A 23,888-nucleotide genomic window follows, 5' to 3' on the forward strand; every position below is an offset into this window, starting at 1 on the left:
GGCCTTTTGTTTAATAAGCAATTGTATCGGCAACCTGTGACAAACCGTTTTCCAGCGATTCGAGCATGGCGGTATAGCCGTCACCTTGTTGCGGCGTGACGGCGTTAAACGGTTTGCTGCGTCCGTCCGGCCATTGTGCATATCCGCTGATGGTGGTCTGCCCCTGATAGCTGCCTTGGAAGGCTTCGATATAGACTTTCAGGGTTTGGCTGCTTTGGCTGCGTGAAGCAGGCACAAAGGTGCGATGCGGATTGAGGCGGTTGAGCTTGTTGCTGAGGTTTGCCGCCAATGCGCCATCGAGCGGTGCCGCCCAAAGGTGGTTTTTCGCCAGATTCACATGATAGGCATCGGTTTGGTAAACGAGGCCGCCGTTGGCAAGCGGTTCGGCAAGGTTGACTTTGACCGCAATTTCATTGCCATGCGCAGCCGGGCGGATGTACTGGCTGTCGGGCAGGACGAAATATTGTGTGCTTTGCGCAGTGCCGCAGGCGGCAAGCGTCAGGGCGGCGGCAATCGGGAAGAGGCGCATTATCGGCTTCCTTTCGGGATAGGGTCTTTGCTGCTGCTGTTGAAAATCAGCGCGTTGGGTTTTTCTTTCAAAGTATTAATCACGGGTTGAACGTCTTTTAAGGTTTTGTCCAAACTTTGCAGTGTATTTTGTACGTCGCCGTAGATAGGCGATTGCGGCGATACGCCTTGCAGGGTTTGACGCAACTCTTTCAGAGTTTGGTTCAACTCGTTCGGAATGTTTTGTGTCTGCGGTTTGCCGACCAGTTTGTCGATGGAGCTTAGGGCGGCATTGGCAGATTTGAGTGTGGACTTGAGCTCGGCAAGCGAACCGTTCAAGCCGGCAACGGTTTTATCCAATGGCAGGTTATTGAACTTGTCTAACAAGTCGGCCACTTTTGCTTGCAAATCGTCCAAACCGCCGCCTTGGGTTGCAATAACGGTATCGCCTGCATAAACGGTATGCGGTCGCAGCTTAGGCGAGGCAGAAGGCTGATCGTTCAACTCAATCATTTTGCTGCCGGTCAGCAGGTTGTTGCTGGAGATGGTGGCCGTCAGGCCTTTATTTAAGGCCATCTGAAATTGTTGTTTCCAATGTTCTTTACTTTGCTCGTCGGCATTGATTTCCAAACGGGAAGGCTCGATACGGATGCGTACGGGAATCCAACCGTTTTCAAACAAATGCAGGCTATCATTGCGGTCGAAATAAGGGACATCGGAAACTACACCGACATTCAGGCCTTTGTATTCGACAGGCGAACCAGCAGACAGGCCGCGTACGGATTGTTTGAAAAACGCGGTGTAATACAGCGAGCGGTTGTCAGGCAGATTGGCCACTTCGCTGCGGCTGTCGTAAAGCGTGAAGCTGTCTTCGCTTTTGACGTTTTTGCTGTCGCTTGTTTTGGGCGAGTCAAAGGAAATCGCGCCGGACAGCAGGGCAGCTAGAGGGGCGGAATTGAGTTTGACACCGCTGCCTGTGGTTTCGATATTAATGCCGCTTTCCAGCCAGAAACGGCTGGCTGAATTAATCAGTTTGTCGTTGGGGCTTTGGATGAAGATGGTGTAATGCACGCTTTGGTCGGACGGGTCGAAATGCGCGCTTTCTACTTGGCCGACCATAAAGTTTTCATACAAAACAGGGCTGCTGACGTTGAGGATGCGGTCGTTTTTGCCGATCAAATTCAGGCGCAGGCCGCTTTGACCGATGGCGGCAATCGGCGGAATGTCTTGGACGACAAATACATCTTTGGTTTCTTGGCTTTTACCCGGTGTAAATGCAATATATGAGCCGGAAAGCAAGGTTCCCAAGCCGGTAACGCCGCTTTGGTCGATGCGCGGTTTGACCACCCAAAATTGGGTATCGCTGCGGATAAGGTCTTTGGCGTCGGCGCTAAGCTGGGCAGTAACTTCCACGCCTTTTTGGTCATCGCGCAATTTGATGCGGGTAACGCGTCCGACATCGACGTTCAACACTTTAATAATGGTGTTGTTGACCTCGATGCCTTCGGCGCTGTCCATCAATAAGGTAACGACAGGGCCGCGGTTGCGGATGTCTTTCACCAAAAGCCAACTGCCGGCAATCAGCGCAATCAGCGGAATCAGCCACACGATAGACGTGAAGACATTGGTTTTCTTGACACGCGCCGGGGCGTGATAATTGGGTGAAGAATCGTGTTTTTTCATTGTGTTAAGGTCTGGTCAGAATCAAGGCCGTCTGAAAGCTGCTGTTGCTTGTCCCAAATCAGACGGGGATCGAAATAATAGGCCGAAAGCATGGTCAAAATAACGACCAGGCAGAAATAAACCGCCGCACCACCCGGCACAACGCGCGCCATATTGGTGTGGAACGAACTCATCAAAATAATAATCACAAAAATATCAATCATCGACCAGCGACCGATGGATTCGGTAATCCGATACAAAACCGACATTTTGTCCACGCTCATCACGGGTTTGAAGTATGCGGAATAAATTAAAACCGCCATCGCAATAATCTTCAAAACCGGCACCATAATACTGGCGCTGAAAATAATCACGGCAATCAATCGGTCGCCGTCGTCCCACATATAAACAATGCCGTTGAAAATCGTGTTGATCTCCAAGGCCGTCGGGTTGGACGAAATCATAATCGGCAGGATGTTGGCAGGGAAATACAGGATAAATGCCGTGACTAAAAATGCCAGCGAAATACTCAGGCTTTTGGGGCGGCGACGGTATAAGTCTGCGCCGCATACGCCGCAAGGCTGCTCGTCTTTATTGCGGAAATACAGGCAGCGGCTGCAACAGATTTTGTCTTCAGTGGCCGTCTGAACCGCATGGCCGCCGGTTAAACGGTGAATCTTATAATAAACCCAATGCTGCGGAATCGATACCGAAGTCCGAATCAGCATGACCGACAGCGGAAACATCAGATAAAACGCTGAGCCGAATTCCACTGTAGCAACGGACGAGAGCTTGATATACGCCACCAAAGTGGAAATGAAAAACACATCCACCATAATCCAATGACGCAGCCGAACCAATACGCGCGTTGCAAAGCGCAGCGCAGGGTAGGCCTTTTCGCGTATCAAGGCCGTATAAACATAAAGACAGAGCAGCAAAAACAGTAAGGGCGCGCCGAAGGTGAGGATAAACATCACTTCCGCCAGAAAACCGTAATCCAGCGAAATCAAAAGCCGCATCATTTGCGGCAACGACAAAATCGATGTCACGCCGAACAAATCCACGCGGATATACACCATATTGTACGCGAACGCCATTAGAATCAAGGTTGTCAGCGCATAGGCAATTGGCGCGATATACGGATTGTTTTCCACTTCCACAATTTCATGGTTGCACACCGGACAATGCGCTTCCTGTCCCTGACGCAGGCGCGGAATATCCATACGGCAGCCGCAATCCGGGCATTCCACCGTATGTGCAGGCAGCGTCGCATCAGGAAGATAAGACTTGTAGCGCCACCAGCGATGGTAGGCAGGAATCCGTTTCATGGTTCGGCAGGGGATAAAGAAGGTGCAAAGAGTGTCGCATTATAAAGGAAAACAGAAGGATAGCCCAAATTTAGGTCGATATTTGATTGAATGGCGGCTGCTTAATAAGGTTTGGGCCGTCTGAAAAGTTTGAAAAGACTTCAGAAGGTTATTGTTATGAGCCGTTAAATTTTATTAATAGGTCTTAGTTTGGTTTATTGCCATTAGGATAAAATAAGATATATTCTTAATATTTAAAAACACGATAATCCTTGTAGATTTGTGGAAGGTACACGGTCAACGAACCTGAAGTAGGCTAAAAATTATCTTCTTTGTTTTTAAAACGATTCTTTTCAAATTAGACGGATTTTTAACCATAAAGGCCGTCTGAAACCATTAGTCTCTTAATTCAAAGGAAACATCATGAGTGAAACCCAAGAGCTGACTTTCGCCAAACGCTTGAAAGAGCAAACCACGACAACGCACGACAGCGTTGATAACTTGGTTATGTCCGTTCAACCTTTTTCCAGCAAAGAAAACTACATCAAATTCTTGAAACTTCAATCTGTTTTCCACAAGGCTGTTGATCACATCTATAAAGATGCCGAATTGAACAAAGCCATTCCCGAACTTGAATACATGGCGCGTTACGATGCCGTGACTCAAGACTTGAAAGACTTGGGCGAAGAGCCTTACAAATTTGACAAAGAATTGCCACACGAAACCGGTAATAAAGCCATCGGCTGGCTGTATTGTGCCGAAGGTTCTAATTTGGGCGCGGCATTCTTGTTCAAACACGCTCAAAAACTCGAATACACCGGCGAATTCGGCGCACGCCACCTGGCTCCTCATCCGAACGGCCGCGGCAAACACTGGCGCGCTTTTGTCGAGCATCTGAACGCTTTGAACTTGACTCCCGAAGCCGAGGCGGAAGCCATTCAAGGTGCGTGCGAAGCGTTTGTCTTCTATAAAGTGATTTTGCGCGAAACTTTCGGTTTGCCGGAAGGTGCGGAAGCGCCTGAAGGTATGACACCGCACAGACTCTAAAAAATAATTAAATCAAACAGACAAGGTCTCGGCGTAGATGTTTGCAGAGACCTTTAATTACACTACAAAGTTTTGTTTGAACGGGTTGCTGTCTTATACCTACTCAGATTTGATTCTCTTTTAAAAATTCCATTCACCACCTAATGACCATTGATGAATATTACGCATTGCATAGGGTGCATTGCTACGGGTGTGACTATAACTATAATTCAAAGTAGGGGTAATGCCTTTATAAGATAATTTGTTGTGACTAAGATTGATAGAGAGAGCGCGCTCCCGATTGCGTTGCGGCTCCGTGCCGAATGCCATAATGCCTTTATAGCGACGGTTGGCAAATGAAGCGGTAAGTCTGCTGTTAAGCCCACCTAAAACCTGCCATTGCTGTATCCAACCTATATTGAAACCGTTGCGGTGGTAGGCTGCATTGTTCTCAATATTGTGTATGTTTTTGTTTTCAGGAACAAAGCGGTTGTATTGCCAACCGCCGAACAGAGTCGTGTTGCCAAAACGGCGAGCCAGGGAGAGATAGGTACTGTCGTGCCAACCATCGTTGCGCAGTGCACGATCAGTTTCTCGATAGTTTTGGCGGTAGCGTTCCAGTGAGTAGTAAAGTTGAGTCGCATTGCCGAGATTGACCATATGCGAAAGCTGTACGCCAACTCCGTGAGCCAGCATATAAGGTGCAACGCGGCGGTTATTTTCTTTTTTGCTGTCAAACTCGCTGCTGCCTGCCAACTGTGCCTGATAAAACGGTAAAACGCTGACGGTTTGTTTGCCGTCCTTGCGTTGCCAGCCCAAATAAGCTCTGCCGAACGCATCGTCGTAAGCCGATTGGCGGTCGAAAAAATAGCTTGTGCCGCTGAGGTTGGCGCGGAGTTTGATAGCGTGATGCCCATGCAATGGGGTGAGTTTTTCGGTGTTCAATTCGTAATTCAAGCCGTTGGCACTGACAGGTAAGGTAACACTGCATGCGGTTTGCCCCCTTGTTTCGATGCAATAACGCGGAGCAGCGTTGTTGGCATTATCGTTATGCACGGGGCTGATTCCACCAGACCATTTCCATTCTGTCTGCCGTTTGACGGCTTCTTGAAAACGTTTGACATTTTCCAAAACGGGGGCAGGTATATCGCGTTGCGCGGCATGACGAAAATGCATCGTTGCCTCACCCAAGCGATGGTCCTGAAACTCTGCTGCTGCCAAATCCAACAATATGCGGTCGTCTGAAACGTCAGATTCATAAAGGGTACGATAACGTTCGACCGCTTCGGAAGTCCGTCCTTTCAACTTTGCCAGCAAAGCATCGGCACGTGCAATCAGTTTGGGATTGTGGTTGGGCTGTTTACGGTAAAGGGCGACAAGCGAGGAAACCAGGTCTGCGCTATTGCCGTTAAGTGCTTGAACCAGTGCGTCTTCAAGAATATGCGGGTTTGCCGCTAAAAAATCATCATTAACCAGAGTTGGTCTGCCTATATTCTCATTCTTTTCAGGCGACCTTTCCTCCTCAGATAGAATATCTAACCATTGTTTCTGTTGTACTTGTACAGCAGTATTCTGAGAAGAAATATTCTGCCGAACACCCTCTTCGGGAAATTCAGCAAAGGCTGCTGACGGCAATAGGTAGCACAAAGAAGCTGAGACAATTTTTTGTTTTATTTTTAGCATTTAAAGTCATCCGAAATATATGTATATCTGAGGGCAAATCGTTTCTAATAAGGGATTTGCTCTTATCATAAAACTGCCTGAAACATCTCAGGTGATTTTATTTTTGCATAAAAAATACAGATTCGTATTTAGATTTATCATTATAACGGCAAATTTACGAAATAAATATAACTTATTTATTTTTATAGGATTATAAATTGCGTAAATATATTTAACAGAGAGAGGATGGCATAAAGATTCACCCTAACTACTGATAGAAAAAATATTGGTATTGCTAAAATAAAATATTTGTTACACAATATTGCATATTATTAGTAATACTTATCATTATTGTATCTGAGAAGCTTGTATTTTAGAGAGATTGGTTATGAAAATTAATGTATTTATAGTGCCTATTGCAACTACCTTTATTTTGACTGCATGTGCAGGTGGAGGTGCATCTGAACCCAAAGTTCCCGTTGCTATTCCGACAGCGCAACCTATCGCCAATGTTAAGCTGAGCGATGAAAGCAATGCAGTAAAGACCATTAATACCCTTTCCGATAAAGGCGGCAGTCTGCGTGAAGCGGAACTCGAAGTGAAAACATCATGGGGCTACAGCTATACCGATAAACAATATGTCTATCAAACCCCTTCTGGTAACTATTACAACATTAGTTCATATTCTGATCCGATTGTCCCATCATATTCCAGCCCGTCTTATGCCCTTCGTACACGCCATGAAGGACAACCTTTATCTGAAGGTGGTAAACTGTTTGTCTGTTGCAGTAGTTCGGGACAATTCACCTATGCACCGGCAACCAAACAGGACCACCTCAAATTCGGCGCATGGATAAATGCAGACGGCACGGCAGACCTGTTTGTCGGTGGCAAACCCGTCGGAACGGCGAAACCGTCTTATTACACTCCGTCAGACAGTACAGTGGCAAAAGGCAAGACTACATACGAAGTTTGGGCTGTCCGCGTCCGCAACGGCAATATCGTTACCTCAACCTACGATCCGGGCAAATCCTCCGGGTCGTCTGAAAAAAACACGCCCAAACTTTCACTGCTGACAGCCAATTTCAACACCAACAAACTCGGCGGCACGATTTTAGGTAATGCTGATTACGGTCCGGACGTTGTGATGAAAGATGTAGGCATCAACGGCGTTGATTTCTCAGGCACTGCCGAATCCGATGGTAAAAACGGCAAAGTCGAAGGGAAATTCTTTGGTCAATTTAACGGCGATAAAACAGAAGTCAGTATAGGCGGTAAAGTTACCTTTGATGCCGATAAATCGTTGGATACCGTGTTCGGCGGCGTGAAGAATGATGACGACCGCAATACGACGGATACAAGTTTGACACCTGTCAGCAAGTAACCGCACATCAAGCATTCCAATAATAGATAATCAATATATATTAAGAGGCAAAAAATGTCCTTCCATTTTAAACCTGTACTGCTGGCAGCTATTGTCAGCCAAACTTTCCCTGCCTTAGCGGCCGATCCTATTCCTCAAGCTTATCAGGAGTTGAATGAAGTCAAAGTCATTGGCGGCCGCAAAGTACAAAAACTCGGTGAAGAGAAAATCCGCCGTCAGGTTTTGGATAAACAAATGGTCTCCGATGAAAGCGACTTGGTGCGTTACGATCCGGGCATCAGCGTCGTTGAAGGCGGACGTTCCGGTTCCAACGGCTTTACCATACGCGGTGTCGATAAAGACCGCGTTGCCATCAACGTGGACGGACTGGCACAAGCAGAAAGCAGGTCGTCTGAAGCGTTTCAAGAGTTGTTCGGTGCATACGGCAACTTCAATGCAAACCGCAACACGTCCGAACCCGAAAACTTTTCGGAAGTAACCCTTAACAAAGGCGCGGACTCGCTTAAATCCGGCAGCGGCGCATTGGGCGGTGCCGTCAACTACAAAACCAAATCCGCAAGCGACTATGTTTCCGAAGAAAAACCCTACCACTTAGGCATTAAAGGCGGCTATATCGGACGCAACAGCCAAAAATTCAGCAGCATAACCGCCGCAGGAACCTGGTTGGGTCTGGACGCATTGATGGTCTACACCCGCCGTTTCGGTAAAGAAACCAAAAACAACAGCGACGCTGCCGATACCGTCATCACTGACAACAAACAAAGCTGGAGTCCGAATGCTGGTATGACCAACTACGGCAGCCGCGGCATAGCGCGCAGCAAACCTGACCCTCAAGACTGGGAAAACAAAAGCACCCTGTTCAAACTGGGTTACAACTTCAACGATAAAAACCGTATCGGCTGGATTTACGAAGATTCACGCACCGACCGCACGACGATTGAATTGTCCAATATGTGGGCGGCAGACTGGAAAGGCGACGCACTGGGCGACACCCGTTCCCGTCAAGATATTTCCTACCGCAAACGCATCGGTTTCGAATACAAAAACCAACTTGACAAAGGACCATGGGACAACCTCAACCTGCGTTACGACCGTCAAACCATCGACATGAGCACTTGGACCTGGGACTTGCCGACGGATTATGGCCGTAACGGTGTCAACAGCGACGTGTACCATATGTTCCGCAACATCCGTCAAAAAAATACCCAATTCGGTGCCGATGCCGAAAAACAAATCGACTTCTCCAAATCGGTATGGGCAATGCAATACGGATTAGGTGGCTCCAAAAACGATAACGGTAATAGCGACCATAGCTATTGGGTACGCCTATATGACCCGAAATACCAAACGTCCAACAACCAAGAATTGACTATGCTGGTCGAAAGCTCGTCCAAAAACCGTTTTGCCTACTGGAACAACACCTTCCAATTCGGCGACAGCAGCCAATACCGCCTCAATGCCGGGGTTCGCTACGACAACAGCAGCAGCAAAGCCAAGGACAACCCCAACTATACCCCTGCCATCCGCGGTCAAATCCCCTATCTTGGCAGCGAGCGTAAACACAGCGGTTTCAGCTACGGTTTAGGATTAGACTGGAAATTCACGCCGCGTCTGAATCTTTTGGCAAAATATAGCACTGGCTTCCGCGCGCCGACTTCAGACGAAACCTGGCTATTGTTCCCGCATCCTGACTTCTACCTTAAAGCAAACCCTAACCTTAAGGCAGAAACCGCCAAAAACTTCGAACTGGGACTTGCCGGCAGTGGCAAAGCCGGAAACTTTAAACTCTCCGGCTTCCAAACCCGCTACCGCAACTTTATCGAACTGACCTACATGGGCGTGTCCTCAGACAACCCCAACAGCCCTAATTATGCACCGATTTCCGACGGTACCGCATTGGTCAGCTCACCCGTTTGGCAAAACCAAAACCGTTCCTCCGCATGGGTGAAAGGTTTGGAATTTAACGGCACATGGAACCTTGACAGCATCGGTTTGCCGCAAGGCACGCACGCAGGTGTTAATGTCAGCTACATCAAAGGCAAAGCCAAACAAACCAACGGACAGGAAACCCCGATTAACGCCCTTTCCCCGTGGTCTGCCGTTTACAATTTGGGCTACGATGCTCCCTCCAAACGCTGGGGTATCAATGCGTACCTGACACACACCGCAGCTAAAAAACCGTCTGACACCGTTCACAGCAGTGATGATTTGAACAACCCATGGCCATTTGCCAAGCACAGCAAAGCCTATACGCTTTTCGACCTGACAGGCTACGTCAACTTGGGCAAATACTTCACCCTGCGCGCCGGTGCGTACAACATCGGCAACAAAAAATACTATACTTGGGAATCGCTGCGCAGCATCCGCGAATTTGGTACAGTTAATCGTGTTGATAATAAGACACATGCAGGTATAGAGCGTTTCTCTTCACCAGGAAGAAGTTACAACTTTACACTTGAAGCTAAGTTCTAAGGTAATTAGAACAGAAAGGAAGGTTGGTACAGCTACAGCACCACCAACGGGGTTGACCGCGATGGCAAAGGCTTAGACCGCTATCGCGCCCCAGGCCGCAATTACGCTGTATCGCTGGAATGGAAATTCTAAGCAGTTAACGGATAGCTAAAGGCCGTCTGAAAGTTTTGATGACTTTCAGACGGCCTTTTTGATTTAAAACGAAATCTTTAAACGGATAACAACGGCTGCTGCCGAACAATCGCGCGGATGATGGCGCGGTTGGGGTGTAGCGCGGTTCTCAGCCTTTGCGATAGTGGATGCGGCAAACCGAGTATTTCGGCCGCAATGGCGGCGGCGCAGATGGGGGCTGTCGCCAGTCCGCGCGTGCCGTGTGCCGTATTGATGTAGGCATTGGGCAGGTAAGGGCAGGGGATTTTGTCGAGGCGGTAGTTTTTGTCCAATGCCAGCTTGGCGTAGGCGGACTGCATGGCGGCGATGTCGCCGAGTGCGCCGACAACGGGCAAGTGGTCGAGGCTGTCGCAACGCAGGGCGGCATGGCCTTGTGTATCGTGAAGGCCGTCTGAAAACGAATTTTGATCAAACAGGGATTGTGCCAATGGCGGATTGAGCTGTTGCAAGGTGGCGCGGTTTTCGGTTTCTTCGTGCGGATACCAAGTTTCATCGTTGCTGTTGAGGATAAATGTCGCGCCGTAGCAGTGGCGGCCTTGCCAGCTCGGGCTGATGTAGCTTTCGCCGGAAATGGCGCAACGCAGTTTTTGTGAAAACGGGCTGGCGGACACAACGCCGGTTTGGCCGCGGATTTGGCGGAAAGGCAGGGCGGAGACATTGGTGTCGGCAGCAGTCGGGCTGTGCGCGCCCATGCAGTAAACGATATGGCTGGCGTTGAAATGTGCGTCCGGTGTGTGTGCCGTCCATTGTGTGCCGTCATGCGATACGGCAGTTAGCGGCGAGTGTTCGTGCAACTCAATCAGCGGATGATTCAATAAGGCATGCACGACGGCAGGCGGATTCAGCCATACGCCTTGCGGCCAGTAAAGGCCGTCTGAAAATACGTCTATGCCTGCAATGTGCGCAGCCTCTTCGGCAGATACGCTGCGGTAGAGGTGTTTATGCTGGTGTTGCAAACCCAAGGCCTGATTGCGTTTGCGTTCGCTGTCGTCAAAATTCAAATGCAATACGCCGTCGCCGCCCCATACGTCGGAATCAGGCAGCAAGTCTTCCAACAATCGGCGCGTGTAGCCGTAGCCTGTCAGCAGCAGCTCGGTTTGTTCGGTATCGTGTGGCGAGATTTTGGCGTAGAGCAAGCCTTGGCGGTTGCCGCTGCCTGCATGCGCCGCTTTGCTTGCCTCCAAAACCGTAACGCGTACGCCGTGCTCCGCCAGTTTGCGCGCGGTCGCTGCGCCGGCAATACCTGCACCGATAATCAGGACGTGTTCGGGTGCGGCTTGATGTTCAGGCCGTCTGAACCAAGGTTTTAGAAGAGTAGGCGCAGATTGCGGTACGGCTTCGGTTTGCCATTCGATATGATGGAAATGTTCGTGTAAGCGGTCGGCGCGGTGTGGCGGAACCAGCCAGAGATGCACATCAGGCAATAGGTTTTCTAAAACATTGACGCTGTTGAACTGAAGGCATTTCACGGATTGAGCGAGACGGTTGTTCAGACGGCCTTCAAGCTCGGAGGGAAGATTTGACAGCGGAAAATCGGGAATATGGTTTTCAGGCAGGCAGACAATCAAATAAAGCGGCGCGGTATGTTGTTCGATCGCGCGGCAAAGGGTAGCAAGGGAAGGAGTGGTGTTCCAAGCAAGGCAGGTCATGATGAAGGGCCGTCTGAAAAAAGAGGCTTTATTGTAACGCGGTTTGCGCGGATAGAATATCCGAACGGGTTTTGATAGAATCGCATGATATTTTGATTTCCAATTGATTTTCATACAGGAATTTTATGCGCCGTCTTTTATTGTGCCTTCTCGCTTCCGGCTTGCCCATCGCTTGTTTGTCCGCGCCGCCGGATAACGGCAGCAAAGCCGTTCAGTCCGAACGCTGGGCAACGCCCGTCAAACACGATGCCAACCTTTATCGCATCGACGACAAGCTTTACCGCAGCGAGCAGCCTGTTGCCGAAGATGGCGAAGCCATTGTCAAGCTGGGCATTCAAAGCGTGATCAACCTGCACTTTTTCGACCGCAACGATGACGACCATTTGAAGGCGTATGGTTTGACCTTGCTAAACCGTCCGTTGCTGTCATGGAGCATTAAGCCGAAAGAGATTGCGGAAATCCTATACCTGATTGAAAAACAACAGCAAAACGGCGCAGTGCTTATCCATTGTTATCACGGCGCGGACCGTACCGGTTTGATTGCCGGAATGTACCGCATTATTTATCAAGGCTGGTCGGTGGAGGAGGCAAAAGCCGAAATGCAACATGGGCCTTACGGTTATCACAGCATTTGGAAAAACATTGCCAACCTGTTTACCGAAGAGAAAGTCAAGCAGGTTAAAATGCACTTGGAAGCCTTGCGCAAACGCGGTTAATACTAAGATTTAAATCATAAAAGGCCGTCTGAAAGATTTGTTTTTTCAGACGGCCATTTTTAATGGCAGATAACTTAAATCACAAAATCCGTAGTCGATAATTGAATGCTTTGATCCATATCGGCAGACGGAGTTTTGGAAGAGCGGCCGACCGGTTTGGCCGGTACGCCGACAACGGTAATCGAAGACGGTACGTCGGCAACCACCACGCTGCCTGCGCCGATTTTGGCATTTTCGCCGATGCGGATGTTGCCCAAAATCGAAGCATTCGCACCAATCATCACGCCATTGCCGATTTTCGGGTGGCGGTCGCCGCTTTCTTTGCCCGAACCGCCCAGCGTTACGCCGTGGAGGATGGAAATATTGTTGCCCAAGACGGCGGTTTCGCCGGCCACAAAACCGGTGGCATGGTCGAGCATCAGGCCGTGACCGAAACGGGCGGCCGGGTGGATATCGACACCGAAGACTTCCGACATGCGGTTTTGCAGGAAATACGCCAGCGTTTTACGGCCGTTTTGATAGAGCCAGTGGTTGATGCGGTGTGCCTGTACGGAGTGGAAACCTTTGAAATACAACAGCGGCAGCGAATATTCATCACAAGCCGGGTCGCGCTCGTAAATGGCTTTTAAGTCGGCCTCAACACATTTGCTGATACGGGTGTCCACGCTCAAAGCCTGCTGATAGATTTCAAACAGTGCGCGCACGTCCATAATCGGGCTGCCGAGTTTGCTGGAAAGATGGTAGGCAAGTACCGAATCGAGCGAATCGTGGCGCAACACGGTTTGATGCAGGAAACTCGCCAGCATCGGTTCGGCCGCAGCGGCCGCTTCGGTTTCTTCGCGGATGGTGTGCCACAGATTAAAATCGGTTGAATTCAAATGGTCTTTTTTCATGTTTGAGGCCGTCTGAAGAATAAAATCAGATGGCTATCTTACCGTTTTCCAACGTCTTTTAACAAGGCATTTGATAATCGGTATTCAAATGCTTGAAGTTTTTTCAGACGGCCTTATATATGAAACATCGAATATCAACACGCTAAAAGGATGTCAGAAATGACGGAGCATAACGAACAACATCAACACGAAGCAGAAGAAGCGGCAGCCGTAGAAACTGCCGAAACCGTTGAAACCGAACAAGCCGAACCGACTTACGAAGAACTTCAGGCGCGTGTCGCTGAGTTGGAAGGTCAGCTCAAAGACAGCGAATTGCGCGGTCTGGCAAACGAGCAAAACCTGCGCCGCCGCCATCAGCAGGAAATCGCCGACACCCATAAATTCGCCGGACAAAAATTTGCAGCAGAAATGTTGCCGGTTAAAGATTATCTCGAAATGGCGCTGCTGGACCAAAGCGGCAATTTCGATGCGCTGAAAATGGGCGTGCAAATGACTTTGAACGAGCTGCAAAAAGCATTTGATGCCACACACATTAAAGAAATCAACCCGCAGCCGGGCGACAAACTCGATCCGCACCAACATCAAGCCATGCAGGCAGTCGTCAGCGAGCAAGAGCCGAATACCATCGTCAGCGTAATGAAAAAAGGCTATACATTGGCCGACCGCGTGCTGCGTCCTGCAATGGTTGTCGTGGCGAAAAAAGAAGATTGAAGGCATCGCTTGATAAAGTTTATCAAGCATAAAATCTTCAGACGGCCTTATCCGGTTTCAAAACCCGATGTTCCGCTATTGGAAAATCATTCCGATAAACCGGAATCGGAAAATGAAAACCGGGCCGTCTGAAAAAAGAATAAACGGCTTGTGGATAAATAAATCAAGTACTTGAATTTAATTTAAAAAAAAATTCAAATTAAGCCTTGAAAAAAAATGAAGCAACCTTATTTACAAGCCATCGGAACGAAATGTTCCACAGGATTATTAATTTAGAAAAGTTTATTTATTAGGAGCAACATAATATGGCAAAAGTAATCGGTATTGACTTAGGTACAACCAACTCTTGTTTGGCCATTTCTGAAAACGGTCAAACCAAAGTGATCGAAAATGCAGAAGGTGCACGCACCACTCCTTCCGTTATCGCTTATTTGGACGGCGGCGAAATCCTCGTTGGCGCGCCTGCAAAACGCCAAGCAGTAACCAACGCTAAAAACACTATCTACGCCGCCAAACGTTTGATCGGCCACAAATTTGAAGACAAAGAAGTTCAACGCGACATCGAATCTATGCCTTTCGAAATCATCAAAGCCAACAACGGCGATGCATGGGTGAAAGCGCAAGGCAAAGAGCTGTCTCCTCCTCAAATTTCCGCAGAAGTTTTGCGTAAAATGAAAGAAGCCGCTGAAGCTTACTTGGGCGAGAAAGTCACCGAAGCCGTGATTACCGTTCCGGCCTACTTCAACGACAGTCAACGTCAAGCGACTAAAGACGCAGGCCGTATCGCAGGTTTGGAAGTAAAACGTATCATCAACGAACCAACCGCAGCCGCTTTGGCATTCGGCATGGACAAAGGCGACAACAAAGACCGCAAAGTAGCCGTATATGACTTGGGTGGCGGTACTTTCGATATTTCCATCATCGAAATTGCCAACCTCGACGGCGACAAACAATTCGAAGTATTGGCTACCAACGGCGATACCTTCTTGGGCGGTGAAGACTTCGACCAACGCTTGATCGACTACATCATTGACGAGTTCAAAAAAGAACAAGGCATTGATTTGAAACAAGACGTAATGGCTCTGCAACGTCTGAAAGAAGCTGCTGAAAAAGCCAAAATCGAATTGTCCAGCGGTCAGCAAACTGAAATCAACCTGCCATACATCACTATGGACGCAACCGGCCCGAAACACTTGGCAATGAAAATTACCCGCGCCAAATTAGAAAGCCTGGTTGAAGACCTGATTGCCCGCTCTATTAAGCCTTGTAAAATCGCATTGAAAGATGCCGGCTTGAGCACCAGCGACATCGACGACGTGATCTTGGTCGGCGGTCAGTCCCGTATGCCGAAAGTACAAGAAGCCGTTAGAGACTTCTTCGGCAAAGAGCCGCGCAAAGACGTGAACCCTGACGAAGCCGTTGCCGTAGGTGCAGCGATTCAAGGCGAAGTATTGAGCGGCGGCCGTAGCGACGTATTGCTGCTGGACGTAACTCCTCTGTCTTTGGGTATCGAAACCATGGGCGGTGTGATGACCAAGCTGATTCAAAAGAACACTACTATTCCGACTAAAGCGTCTCAAGTGTTCTCAACTGCCGAAGACAACCAAAGCGCAGTAACCATCCACGTACTGCAAGGCGAACGCGAACGCGCTTCTGCCAACAAATCTTTGGGTCAGTTCAACTTGGGCGACATCGCACCTGCACCACGCGGTATGCCGCAAATTGAAGTTACTTTCGACATCGACGCCAACGGTATCTTGCACGTTTCTGCCAAAGACAAAGGTACTGGCAAAGCGGCCAACATTACCATCCAAGGTTCTTCAGGTTTGAGCGAAGAAGAAATCGAACGCATGGTGAAAGATGCCGAAGCCAATGCTGAGGAAGATAAAAAGCTGACTGAATTGGTCGCTTCTCGCAACCAAGCCGAAGCCCTGATTCATTCTGTGAAAAAATCTCTGACTGACTACGGCGACAAACTTGACGCTGCCGAGAAAGAAAAAATCGAAGCTGCGTTGAAAGAAGCTGAAGAAGCAGTTAAAGGCGACGACAAAGCTGCTATCGATGCCAAGGCCGAATCTTTGGGTGCAGCCAGCCAAAAATTGGGTGAAATGGTTTACGCTCAAGCGCAAGCCGAAGCCCAAGCAGGCGAAAGCGCACAAGCCGAACCGTCTTCCGCTAAGAAAGACGACGACATCGTAGATGCCGACTTTGAAGAAGTAAAAGACGACAAAAAATAATTGATGCCGTCTGAAAAAAAGCGCGAATCGAAAGGTTCGCGCTTTTTATTTGAATTATTCATAGTAAAAGGTCATCTGAAAGCTTTTCAGACGACCTTGGTTTTAGAAATCTTGACAGACAGGAAAAAGATATAACCCATTGAAAAGACAAGGTTGGGCTAATCTGTTTGTACCTATTCTGGAAGCGATTTTTTCTTTTTGGATTTTATGTATTTCAAGAACATCAGTTCAACCAGGGTACACATAATTAACACTTCGACCCAGTCGGGAAGAAAACGGTCTACTCCAAAGAAATACTTCGGATTGATGATAAGGCTTAAAATCAAGTTCGCAAGGAAAACAGTAAAGCTGGCCGCAAAGCACATAATCAGCAATGCCTTCCAGTATTGTTTGCTGAAACTTGCGAGCAACTTCAGGTTTTTCTTATAATTTTCCCAAAAATTTTTCATGCCCTTATCCTTCTTATAAAGTTTGGGATTGTTCCGTATTTAATTTGAAGAAGAATCTTTCGAAGAAGCATCTTTCTGTTTGTACTGAATATATTTCAGGAATGTCCATATCATCAAGCTTACTGCGACGAGGCTTTCGATAATTTCTGAAAGGAAATATTCTTCCCCTAAAAAATATTTCGGATTGATCACATAGAGACTCAAGATAGTGTTCACCCCGATGACAATAAAGTTTACAGCGAAGCTGATGACCAGTAGGACCTTCCAATATTTTTTGGCAAAAGTTGCGAGCAACTGCAAGTTTTTCTTATAATTTTCCCAAAAATTTTTCATGCCGTTATCCTTCAGTATTGTTGATAAAGAATCCGTATCCCGTAAATATTTTCGGGATACGGAGTTTGATCGGCAATGATTTAATAGCCAAACGATCTTCTGGCGACAAACGAACCTAATCTGCCTCCTAAAACTCTACCTACGTTGGCTCCGATAGCACCACCGGCAGCCATACCGCCCGGTCCCGCAATCGCGCCTAACGCCATTCCGGTAAAGCCGCCGGCAAAAGCACCTGCTCCGGCACCAACCCAGCGGCCGGCTCCTGAAACCGCGCTTCGACTGAAATTAAAACCGCCGGAAACTTGTTGTAAATCATCCATGTTTAGTGTTTGCATATTAGCACTCCAAAATGAAAAATGGGGTGAAAAATAGCAAGCGTTTTCATCCGTTTGCTGTTGTATTGACAGTGCAAGTATGTAGTAGTTTTTTTTGAAATTATTTTTTAAGTTATATTAAAAAATGAAAACATAACGGATAGTCAAGAAATGATTAAATTTAAATTGGTTATATCATCAAGACAGCAAGACAATATTAAAAACAAGCTTCCAAGTTGCGATAAAAGGTCGTCTGAAAACTTTTCAGACGGCCTTCGGTTTATCTGTCAAATAGCGCTTTGCCGTTTTTCTTGTGCCAAACGGGTCGGTTCCAGCCAGGCAATGTTTCTTTCTGCCAGCGCATCGCGCCAATAATCCAGTTTGGTATCCAAATCTTCAGAGAAACTGTCTTGATTCAAAAGTTGAATGATAACGCCGCCGTCCGTAGCTTCAGCCAAGCGGCTGATTTGACGCAAAATGCCGCGATCGGGAACAGTTTGCGTGCGTACGCCGATGAGAAGTTGCGCCGGAGTTTGTTTCAATTCGGCTTCCAATTGTTCCAAATCTTTTCTGCCGGCGGCCACGCCTTTGTCTATCCATTCTTGCGCCAAAACGCCGGAAAACCAAAGCGGATCAGGCCATTCCGTTTCCAGTGTAACAGCCCATTTAGGCGCATTATTCAGCGTAATTTTAGATGAAACGGGAACGATGTTTTCCTGAAAATCATCGGCATCAACAATCTTCGTTTGCCATGTGCGAAGGATGTTTTGATAGTAGGGCTGATTCAAATCCAAACATTCGCGCAGGGTTTTTAAAGTAATCTTGCAAGCCAGCCAAGCAAGCAAGCGCGGCAGAATGCCATAGCAGATAATGCTGCCGATGAGTAAGCCTGCCCAAGCGTGTGCATCTTCGATATGATTGTTTAGACGGCCTGCAATTACGGCCTGACTGTCGGGAACAGGAAAGCCCAAATGTTCCGGCAACCATGACAAAGCCTCAACCGTTTTCACCAATGCCGTATTGCTTAAAAGCGTACTTTCCCAGTTGAACGTATATTGACGCACCAAAAGCAGCAGCAAAACAGAAACCAACATTCCCGACAGCGTGCAAAGCCACAGGCCGTGTGAAGTTGCACCAATCAGCCAACGCGTTTGCGGTTTGCGCCATTCATCCACATAAAGCCGCAAAATTGCCTGATTGACCGGGTCTTTACCTCGGAACCAAGTTGTCGGACTGCTGATAAAGTGCATATTTTTCAAACGCAGGAATAAAGTCGCCAGCCACACCAGCAGCATGACTGTATTCATGCCCAAAATCCCGGCCAATACCAGAAAAAAGTTCAGCCCCTGATTATCCATTAAAAGATAAGTGCTGGAAAAACCGACCGTAAACAACAATGTCGCTGCAACAATCCAAAGCCAAAACGAGCCTGTCTCCACCTGTTGCAACACATATTTCAAATGCTGGTCGCGGTCAATAATTTGAGCGCGGCGTATCAGTTTTTCCTCATTGCCGCCATCAATATGTCGCAACGCTTCCGTCGCCTGCACAGGATCTCCCGGAAAAATATAGGCACGTTCTTCAAGGATACGGACCAATTCGACAAGTTTTTGCGATGGATTCAACATAAATGATAGGCCGTCTGAAAGATAAAATGGAAACGTCTGTTATACCCACAAATAAACCCCTTTTTTGCAAAGGTCAAAAAATTAAAAGCAGTTTTGATTTTGAATAGGGTATATAGTGGAATAGATGTAAAAAAAGCAGCCCGAAAGCTGCTCATTTTGAGTGTGGTGCGGACGGAGAGACTCGAACTCTCACACCTCGCGGCGCCAGAACCTAAATCTGGTGCGTCTACCAATTTCGCCACGTCCGCACTAATTTGAACCGTGGATTATACACAAGATTAATGGGGGCGCAAAGTCTTGTTTGCTTGAATTTTTCGGTTTATCCCTTATATAATGGTTTATTCCGGCCGTCTGAAAGCAGGGTTTGTTTTCAGACGGCCTCAACTTTACTATTGGTGAGGAAGGGCAGATGCCTGCTTTATTGATTAAAGATTTTTTGCAGACGCAAGGTTTGAAGTTGCCTGCGGATGAGATACATGTTGCTTATTTGACTACCCAGGCTGTGATTAAAATGGGCAATGCTTCGGTTGAGCGTTCGATTTTGTGGCCGTCTGAAGACGGTTGGCAGTTGGCGGATTATGTTGATGCCGAACATGAATGGTTGCTGAAACAGATTTTTATGGCTTTGGATTCGGTTGCCGAGCGCACCGAGCATTTGAAAAGCGCAGCGGTTTATACAGCGTTTCCGAAAGATGGCGCGTTGTCTCTGGTTCGACTGAGCCGTTGGGGCGTGCCGTTGGAAAATGTGATTCCAATCGACGAGCAGTCCGGACAGGCTTTTTTGGCTGTGCGTACGGCGCAAAGCGGCTGGATGAATGTTTGTCAGAATGTGGCGTATTGGCAGGAAATTGGTGAATTGTCGGACGAACGCAATCATCCCGGTTTGAGTCAGATTTCTGTTCCTGTCTGTATGCCCAGCGGTGCGGTTTTGGGTGTGGTACATGCCGAGTTTGATGTCAAAGACGGTGCGCCTGATGAAGTATTGGTGGCTTGGATTGCCCTTGCCTTGGCTCTGTCGGATTCTTTGAAAAATCTGTTGGGCGTGGCTGAAAAAGAGGAAGCGGAAAATGAGTAACGCCTTGAAGTTTGTTGCGTCATGCCGTTTGCCTACGGAATGGGGCGAGTTTACCATGCACGGCTTTGAAGAAGAGGGCGGTCAGGAACATGTCGCATTGACGATGGGCGATGTTTCAGACGGCCTGCCTGTGTTGTCGCGTATTCATTCCGAGTGCTTGACCGGCGATGCTTTATTTTCGGTGAAATGTGATTGCGGCCCTCAGCTTCAAGCGGCGATGCAGGCTGTTCAGAAAGAAGGGCGTGGCGTTATCGTATATTTGCGCCAAGAAGGCAGGGGCATTGGTTTGATAAACAAAATCCGTGCTTATCGTCTGCAAGATCAAGGTTTGGATACGGTTGAGGCCAATGTAGCGCTCGGCCTTCCTGTTGATGCGCGCGACTTCACTTTGGCCAAGCAGATTTATGATTATCTGCATATTCGTGAAGTCAAGTTGTTGACCAATAATCCTGAAAAAATCCAAACGTTGAAAGATTCCGGCATCAATGTGGTCGAACGGATTGCATTACATGTCGGCGAAAATGTGGAAAATGAACGTTATCTGCATACTAAAGCGGATAAATTGGGGCATTTGATTTTTGATTGATAGATGGGCATAACGGTAATTTTTGCGGTTAAATAAAATATTCTATATTCTTTCAATGGGATATATTTTTATTTAAATAAAAACCTTGCGCGTAGCCTGATTTTTTGATTTAATGTCGGCTTATCGGGTGATTAGCTCAGTTGGTAGAGCGTCTGCCTTACAAGCAGAATGTCGGCGGTTCGACTCCGTCATCACCCACCAAGTTTCTTTTTCATTGTCTTTGACAGTGAATGCGCGGTGGTAGCTCAGTTGGTTAGAGTACCGGCCTGTCACGCCGGGGGTCGCGGGTTCGAGCCCCGTCCGCCGCGCCATTATTTAAAAAGCACTGATAATATCAGTGCTTTTTTATTTGTCTTAAACACACAATTCAGCTGCAAAAATAGAAACAGGTAAGTAACAGGATATTGAAATACTGTTTAATCTTAATTTCTGATGATTGAAAAAAGGCCGTCTGAAACTTTTAAAGTTTCAGACGGCCTTTAGTCTATTAAAACAATGGATTAAATATCCAATTCTGCCGTATCGCCTTCTTTTTCCATCCATGCGCGGCGGGCGGCGGCTTCGCCTTTGCCCATCAGTTTAACGAAGATGTCGCGTGTTTCGTCATCTGCACCTTCTGGGATTTGTACCTGCAACAGACGGCGGGTGTCGGGGTGCATGGTGGTGTCTTTGAGCTGATCGGGGTTCATCTCGCCCAAGCCTTTGAACCGGCTGATGGAATAAGCAGTTTCTTTAACGCCTTCTTTTTGTAGTCGCTCCAAAATGCTGTCGAGTTCGTTTTGGTCGAGGGCGTAGAATTTGCGGGCGGGTTTGCTTTTGCCTTGTGCGTTGACATCGACGCGGAACAGCGGCGGTTGGGCGACGTAGATGTGTCCGTCGGCGACCAGTTTCGGGAAGTGGCGGTAGAACAGGGTCAACAGCAAAACTTGAATATGCGAGCCGTCCACGTCGGCATCGGATAAGATGGCGATTTTGCCGTAGCGCAGGCCGCTTAAATCGGGATTGTCGTTGATGCCATGCGGATCAACGCCGATGGCAACGGAAATATCATGGATTTCGGCGTTGCCGAAGAGCTGATCGGGGTGGACTTCGAAGCTGTTGAGCACTTTGCCGCGCAGGGGCAGGATGGCCTGTGTGGCTTTATCGCGGGCAAGTTTGGCTGAGCCGCCGGCGGAATCACCTTCGACGAGGAAGAGTTCGTTTTCGCGGATGTCTTCGCTTTCGCAGTCGGTTAGCTTGCCGGGCAGGACAGCGACGCCGCTGCCTTTTTTCTTTTCGATTTTTTTAACCGAACGCATCCGTGCTTGTGCCTGACGGATGGCGAGTTCGGCAATTTTTTTGCCGTAGTCCACGTTTTGGTTCAGCCACAATTCCAAAGGGTCGCCCGATACGGTGGCAACGAGTTTCAGTGCATCGCGGTTGGTCAGTTTGTCTTTGGTTTGACCTTGGAACTGAGGGTCGAGAACACGGGCGGAGAGGACGAAGGCGGTTTTGCTGAACACGTCGTCGCTTTGCACTTTCACGCCTCGCGGCAAGAGATTGTGCAGATTGATGAAGTTGTTGACTGCGTTGAACACGGCTTGTTTCAAGCCTGCTTCGTGCGTGCCGCCCAGAGGGGTAGGAATCAGGTTGACATAGCTTTCGTTGGCGCATGAGCCTTCTTCCAGCCAAGTCAGGGCAAACGCGGCGCCCTCGCCAATGCTGAAATCGCCGTTGTGGCCGTCTGAAATGTAGTTTTCGCAGGAGAAGATAGGCACGGCTTCCTGCGCATCGGCAATGAGGTCGGTCAGATAGCTTTTCAGGCCGTCTGGATAGTGCCAAGTTTGGGTGTGTGCTTCGTCTTCGCCTTTGACAGGACGGGTCAGGGAAACGCGTACGCCCGGCAGCAGTACGGCTTTGGCGCGCAGCAGGCGTTCGAGTTCGGGAATGCTGTAATTTGGGCTTTCAAAATATTTGCCATCCGGCCATACGCGCACTTCGGTACCACTGTCTTTGACGGCGCATTTGCCCACTTCAGTCAATGGCTCAATGACGTCGCCACCCGAAAAGATGATGCGGTGGACTTTGCCTTCGCGTTTGACCGTTACTTCAAGGCGGGTGGAAAGGGCGTTGGTAACAGATACGCCGACGCCGTGCAGACCGCCTGAAAAGGCATACGCGCTGCCGCCGTCTTTTTTATTGAACTTGCCGCCTGCGTGCAGACGGGTGAACACGAGTTCGACTACAGGTACGCCTTCTTCAGGGTGCAGGCCGACGGGAATACCGCGACCGTTGTCGCGTACGGAAAGCGAACCGTCTTCATGAATTTGCACGTCGATTGCAGTCGCGAAACCGCCCAACGCCTCGTCCGCCGCGTTATCAATCACTTCCTGACAGATATGGGTCGGGCTGTCGGTACGGGTGTACATACCGGGACGTTCTTTGACCGGCTCCAAGCCTTTGAGGACGGTAATGCTGGATTCGCTGTATTGATTGTTTTTAGCCATAGGAATGATGTAAAGGCCGTCTGAAAGGATGAAAAACAACGCTTTCAGACGGCCTGAAAGCGTTTGGGTTATAGGTTTTCTATTGGATTGCGACGGATAAAGTCTTCATAGCTTTCTATGCCGCGCAAGAAACGGGAGAGTTCGGTCAATGCGTCCAAATACACGCCGCGCTTGAAGTCGATGACTTCGTCAACCGGCGCCCAGTATTGGTGCCAACGCCAGCCGTCGAATTCAGGATGGTGGCAGGCGCGGAGGTTGACGTCGCTGTCGCGGCCGACCAAACGCAAAAGATACCAAATCTGTTTTTGTCCGCGATACGAACCGCGCCATTCGCGCCGCACCCAGTGGCTGGGCACGTCATAACGCAACCAGTCGCGTGTACGGCCAACGATTTTGACATGTTGCGGCAGCAGGCCGACTTCTTCGTACAACTCGCGGTACATGGCGGTCTCAGGGCTTTCGCCCGGCTTGATGCCGCCTTGCGGAAATTGCCATGAATGTTCGCGTACGCGTTTGCCCCAAAAGACTTCGTTACGTTCGTTAATCAGGATAATACCGACATTGGGGCGATAGCCTTCTCTGTCTAACACGGTGTCGCCCTTCATTAAATTCAATCGTGC

Annotated in this window: 20 protein-coding genes and 3 tRNA genes; 10 read left to right on the forward strand and 13 right to left on the reverse strand. The window is 48.5% G+C overall.

Annotated features, from left to right (window positions below; all coding sequences use genetic code 11):
• Positions 1–10: 10 nt before the first annotated feature.
• The 3 genes from HMPREF2865_RS08325 to HMPREF2865_RS08335 are packed head-to-tail and all read right to left on the reverse strand — an operon-like array spanning position 11 to position 3,497.
• Entirely contained in the window at positions 11–529 is a 519-nt protein-coding gene (locus HMPREF2865_RS08325) for a PqiC family protein (protein ID WP_070646708.1), read from the reverse strand.
• Positions 529–2,190: an intermembrane transport protein PqiB gene (gene pqiB, locus HMPREF2865_RS08330; RefSeq protein ID WP_070646709.1), complete on the reverse strand. Its 1,662-nt coding sequence runs from the start codon at positions 2,188–2,190 to the stop codon at positions 529–531. Before pqiB ends, HMPREF2865_RS08325 begins: the two co-directional genes overlap by 1 nt.
• Positions 2,187–3,497: a paraquat-inducible protein A gene (locus HMPREF2865_RS08335; protein WP_083309588.1), complete on the reverse strand. Its 1,311-nt coding sequence runs from the start codon at positions 3,495–3,497 to the stop codon at positions 2,187–2,189. The genes pqiB and HMPREF2865_RS08335 overlap by 4 nt, the downstream gene beginning before the upstream one ends.
• A 402-nt stretch (positions 3,498–3,899) precedes the next feature.
• Here HMPREF2865_RS08335 and HMPREF2865_RS08340 point away from each other — a divergent pair, with 402 nt between their 5' ends.
• Positions 3,900–4,523, forward strand: coding sequence for a biliverdin-producing heme oxygenase (locus HMPREF2865_RS08340; protein WP_070646711.1), 624 nt, complete (start codon positions 3,900–3,902; stop codon positions 4,521–4,523).
• Positions 4,524–4,643: 120 nt separating this feature from the next.
• Here HMPREF2865_RS08340 and HMPREF2865_RS08345 read toward each other — a convergent pair whose 3' ends face one another.
• Positions 4,644–6,185 (reverse strand): surface lipoprotein assembly modifier, encoded by a 1,542-nt coding sequence (locus tag HMPREF2865_RS08345; RefSeq protein ID WP_070646712.1) that lies wholly within the window; start codon positions 6,183–6,185, stop codon positions 4,644–4,646.
• 367 nt (positions 6,186–6,552) lie between these two features.
• On the opposite strand from HMPREF2865_RS08345, the gene HMPREF2865_RS08350 reads away from it, so the two are divergent.
• Positions 6,553–7,548 (forward strand): Slam-dependent surface lipoprotein, encoded by a 996-nt coding sequence (locus HMPREF2865_RS08350; RefSeq protein WP_070461967.1) that lies wholly within the window; start codon positions 6,553–6,555, stop codon positions 7,546–7,548.
• A 54-nt stretch (positions 7,549–7,602) separates the two neighbouring features.
• The gene (locus HMPREF2865_RS08355; RefSeq protein ID WP_070646713.1) at positions 7,603–10,020 is read left to right on the forward strand and encodes a TonB-dependent hemoglobin/transferrin/lactoferrin family receptor; all 2,418 of its coding nucleotides are present in this window, start codon (positions 7,603–7,605) and stop codon (positions 10,018–10,020) included.
• A 209-nt stretch (positions 10,021–10,229) separates the two neighbouring features.
• Here HMPREF2865_RS08355 and mnmC read toward each other — a convergent pair whose 3' ends face one another.
• Positions 10,230–11,840 carry an FAD-dependent 5-carboxymethylaminomethyl-2-thiouridine(34) oxidoreductase MnmC1 gene (mnmC, locus tag HMPREF2865_RS08360; protein WP_070646714.1) on the reverse strand — a complete coding sequence of 537 codons (1,611 nt, stop codon included), beginning with the start codon at positions 11,838–11,840 and terminating at the stop codon, positions 10,230–10,232.
• A 125-nt stretch (positions 11,841–11,965) separates the two neighbouring features.
• On the opposite strand from mnmC, the gene HMPREF2865_RS08365 reads away from it, so the two are divergent.
• Positions 11,966–12,556 carry a phosphatase domain-containing putative toxin gene (locus tag HMPREF2865_RS08365; protein ID WP_070646715.1) on the forward strand — a complete coding sequence of 197 codons (591 nt, stop codon included), beginning with the start codon at positions 11,966–11,968 and terminating at the stop codon, positions 12,554–12,556.
• A 74-nt stretch (positions 12,557–12,630) separates the two neighbouring features.
• Here HMPREF2865_RS08365 and cysE read toward each other — a convergent pair whose 3' ends face one another.
• On the reverse strand, positions 12,631–13,449 hold the full coding sequence (cysE, locus tag HMPREF2865_RS08370; RefSeq protein ID WP_070646716.1) for a serine O-acetyltransferase: 819 nt from the start codon (positions 13,447–13,449) through the stop codon (positions 12,631–12,633).
• 150 nt (positions 13,450–13,599) lie between these two features.
• On the opposite strand from cysE, the gene grpE reads away from it, so the two are divergent.
• Both grpE and dnaK read left to right on the forward strand, forming a co-directional pair.
• Positions 13,600–14,160, forward strand: coding sequence for a nucleotide exchange factor GrpE (grpE, locus tag HMPREF2865_RS08375; RefSeq protein ID WP_003747507.1), 561 nt, complete (start codon positions 13,600–13,602; stop codon positions 14,158–14,160).
• Between the two features lie 305 nt (positions 14,161–14,465).
• On the forward strand, positions 14,466–16,397 hold the full coding sequence (dnaK, locus tag HMPREF2865_RS08380; RefSeq protein ID WP_070646717.1) for a molecular chaperone DnaK: 1,932 nt from the start codon (positions 14,466–14,468) through the stop codon (positions 16,395–16,397).
• A gap of 173 nt (positions 16,398–16,570) precedes the next feature.
• Here dnaK and HMPREF2865_RS08385 read toward each other — a convergent pair whose 3' ends face one another.
• The 5 genes from HMPREF2865_RS08385 to HMPREF2865_RS08405 form a co-directional block, all read right to left on the reverse strand.
• Positions 16,571–16,846 carry a hypothetical protein gene (locus HMPREF2865_RS08385; RefSeq protein WP_070646718.1) on the reverse strand — a complete coding sequence of 92 codons (276 nt, stop codon included), beginning with the start codon at positions 16,844–16,846 and terminating at the stop codon, positions 16,571–16,573.
• A gap of 39 nt (positions 16,847–16,885) precedes the next feature.
• Entirely contained in the window at positions 16,886–17,179 is a 294-nt protein-coding gene (locus HMPREF2865_RS08390) for a hypothetical protein (protein ID WP_070583845.1), read from the reverse strand.
• Between the two features lie 80 nt (positions 17,180–17,259).
• Positions 17,260–17,514, reverse strand: a complete 255-nt coding sequence (locus HMPREF2865_RS08395) for a hypothetical protein (RefSeq protein ID WP_070646719.1) — start codon at positions 17,512–17,514, stop codon at positions 17,260–17,262.
• A 266-nt stretch (positions 17,515–17,780) separates the two neighbouring features.
• A complete protein-coding gene (locus HMPREF2865_RS08400; protein WP_070646720.1) occupies positions 17,781–19,121 on the reverse strand; it encodes a DUF2868 domain-containing protein in 1,341 nt (446 codons plus the stop codon).
• A 163-nt stretch (positions 19,122–19,284) separates the two neighbouring features.
• Positions 19,285–19,369: transfer RNA gene (locus HMPREF2865_RS08405), tRNA-Leu, on the reverse strand.
• A 161-nt stretch (positions 19,370–19,530) separates the two neighbouring features.
• On the opposite strand from HMPREF2865_RS08405, the gene HMPREF2865_RS08410 reads away from it, so the two are divergent.
• The 4 genes from HMPREF2865_RS08410 (at position 19,531) to HMPREF2865_RS08425 (ending at position 21,093) form a co-directional block, all read left to right on the forward strand.
• Positions 19,531–20,196, forward strand: a complete 666-nt coding sequence (locus HMPREF2865_RS08410) for a hypothetical protein (protein ID WP_070646721.1) — start codon at positions 19,531–19,533, stop codon at positions 20,194–20,196.
• Complete coding sequence (gene ribA / locus HMPREF2865_RS08415; RefSeq protein ID WP_063068903.1) at positions 20,189–20,782, forward strand: GTP cyclohydrolase II; 594 nt, start codon at positions 20,189–20,191, stop codon at positions 20,780–20,782. The genes HMPREF2865_RS08410 and ribA overlap by 8 nt, the downstream gene beginning before the upstream one ends.
• 125 nt (positions 20,783–20,907) lie before the next feature.
• Positions 20,908–20,983, forward strand: a tRNA-Val gene (locus tag HMPREF2865_RS08420).
• 33 nt (positions 20,984–21,016) lie between these two features.
• Positions 21,017–21,093 (forward strand) — tRNA-Asp (locus HMPREF2865_RS08425).
• Between the two features lie 189 nt (positions 21,094–21,282).
• Here the strand turns inward: HMPREF2865_RS08425 and parE are convergent.
• Both parE and HMPREF2865_RS08435 read right to left on the reverse strand, forming a co-directional pair.
• Positions 21,283–23,268, reverse strand: coding sequence for a DNA topoisomerase IV subunit B (parE, locus tag HMPREF2865_RS08430; protein WP_070646722.1), 1,986 nt, complete (start codon positions 23,266–23,268; stop codon positions 21,283–21,285).
• A 68-nt stretch (positions 23,269–23,336) separates the two neighbouring features.
• Complete coding sequence (locus tag HMPREF2865_RS08435) at positions 23,337–23,873, reverse strand: RNA pyrophosphohydrolase (protein WP_070583356.1); 537 nt, start codon at positions 23,871–23,873, stop codon at positions 23,337–23,339.
• Between the last annotated feature and the right edge of the window lie 15 nt (positions 23,874–23,888).

Source organism: Neisseria sp. HMSC073G10, assembly GCF_001812605.1.
Lineage (GTDB): Bacteria > Pseudomonadota > Gammaproteobacteria > Burkholderiales > Neisseriaceae > Neisseria > Neisseria subflava_A.

Bases quoted from the DNA above. Each gene is read 5' to 3' on its own strand.
- HMPREF2865_RS08390 (WP_070583845.1), bottom strand. From the start codon at position 17,179: ATGAAAAATTTTTGGGAAAATTATAAGAAAAACTTGCAGTTGCTCGCA.
- mnmC (WP_070646714.1), bottom strand. From the start codon at position 11,840: ATGACCTGCCTTGCTTGGAACACCACTCCTTCCCTTGCTACCCTTTGC.
- HMPREF2865_RS08335 (WP_083309588.1), bottom strand. From the start codon at position 3,497: ATGAAACGGATTCCTGCCTACCATCGCTGGTGGCGCTACAAGTCTTAT.
- pqiB (WP_070646709.1), bottom strand. From the start codon at position 2,190: ATGAAAAAACACGATTCTTCACCCAATTATCACGCCCCGGCGCGTGTC.
- HMPREF2865_RS08345 (WP_070646712.1), bottom strand. From the start codon at position 6,185: ATGCTAAAAATAAAACAAAAAATTGTCTCAGCTTCTTTGTGCTACCTA.
- HMPREF2865_RS08365 (WP_070646715.1), top strand. From the start codon at position 11,966: ATGCGCCGTCTTTTATTGTGCCTTCTCGCTTCCGGCTTGCCCATCGCT.
- ribA (WP_063068903.1), top strand. From the start codon at position 20,189: ATGAGTAACGCCTTGAAGTTTGTTGCGTCATGCCGTTTGCCTACGGAA.
- HMPREF2865_RS08325 (WP_070646708.1), bottom strand. From the start codon at position 529: ATGCGCCTCTTCCCGATTGCCGCCGCCCTGACGCTTGCCGCCTGCGGC.
- HMPREF2865_RS08400 (WP_070646720.1), bottom strand. From the start codon at position 19,121: ATGTTGAATCCATCGCAAAAACTTGTCGAATTGGTCCGTATCCTTGAA.
- HMPREF2865_RS08410 (WP_070646721.1), top strand. From the start codon at position 19,531: ATGCCTGCTTTATTGATTAAAGATTTTTTGCAGACGCAAGGTTTGAAG.
- dnaK (WP_070646717.1), top strand. From the start codon at position 14,466: ATGGCAAAAGTAATCGGTATTGACTTAGGTACAACCAACTCTTGTTTG.
- HMPREF2865_RS08395 (WP_070646719.1), bottom strand. From the start codon at position 17,514: ATGCAAACACTAAACATGGATGATTTACAACAAGTTTCCGGCGGTTTT.
- HMPREF2865_RS08350 (WP_070461967.1), top strand. From the start codon at position 6,553: ATGAAAATTAATGTATTTATAGTGCCTATTGCAACTACCTTTATTTTG.
- HMPREF2865_RS08340 (WP_070646711.1), top strand. From the start codon at position 3,900: ATGAGTGAAACCCAAGAGCTGACTTTCGCCAAACGCTTGAAAGAGCAA.
- grpE (WP_003747507.1), top strand. From the start codon at position 13,600: ATGTCAGAAATGACGGAGCATAACGAACAACATCAACACGAAGCAGAA.
- parE (WP_070646722.1), bottom strand. From the start codon at position 23,268: ATGGCTAAAAACAATCAATACAGCGAATCCAGCATTACCGTCCTCAAA.
- HMPREF2865_RS08355 (WP_070646713.1), top strand. From the start codon at position 7,603: ATGTCCTTCCATTTTAAACCTGTACTGCTGGCAGCTATTGTCAGCCAA.
- HMPREF2865_RS08385 (WP_070646718.1), bottom strand. From the start codon at position 16,846: ATGAAAAATTTTTGGGAAAATTATAAGAAAAACCTGAAGTTGCTCGCA.
- cysE (WP_070646716.1), bottom strand. From the start codon at position 13,449: ATGAAAAAAGACCATTTGAATTCAACCGATTTTAATCTGTGGCACACC.
- HMPREF2865_RS08435 (WP_070583356.1), bottom strand. From the start codon at position 23,873: ATGAAGGGCGACACCGTGTTAGACAGAGAAGGCTATCGCCCCAATGTC.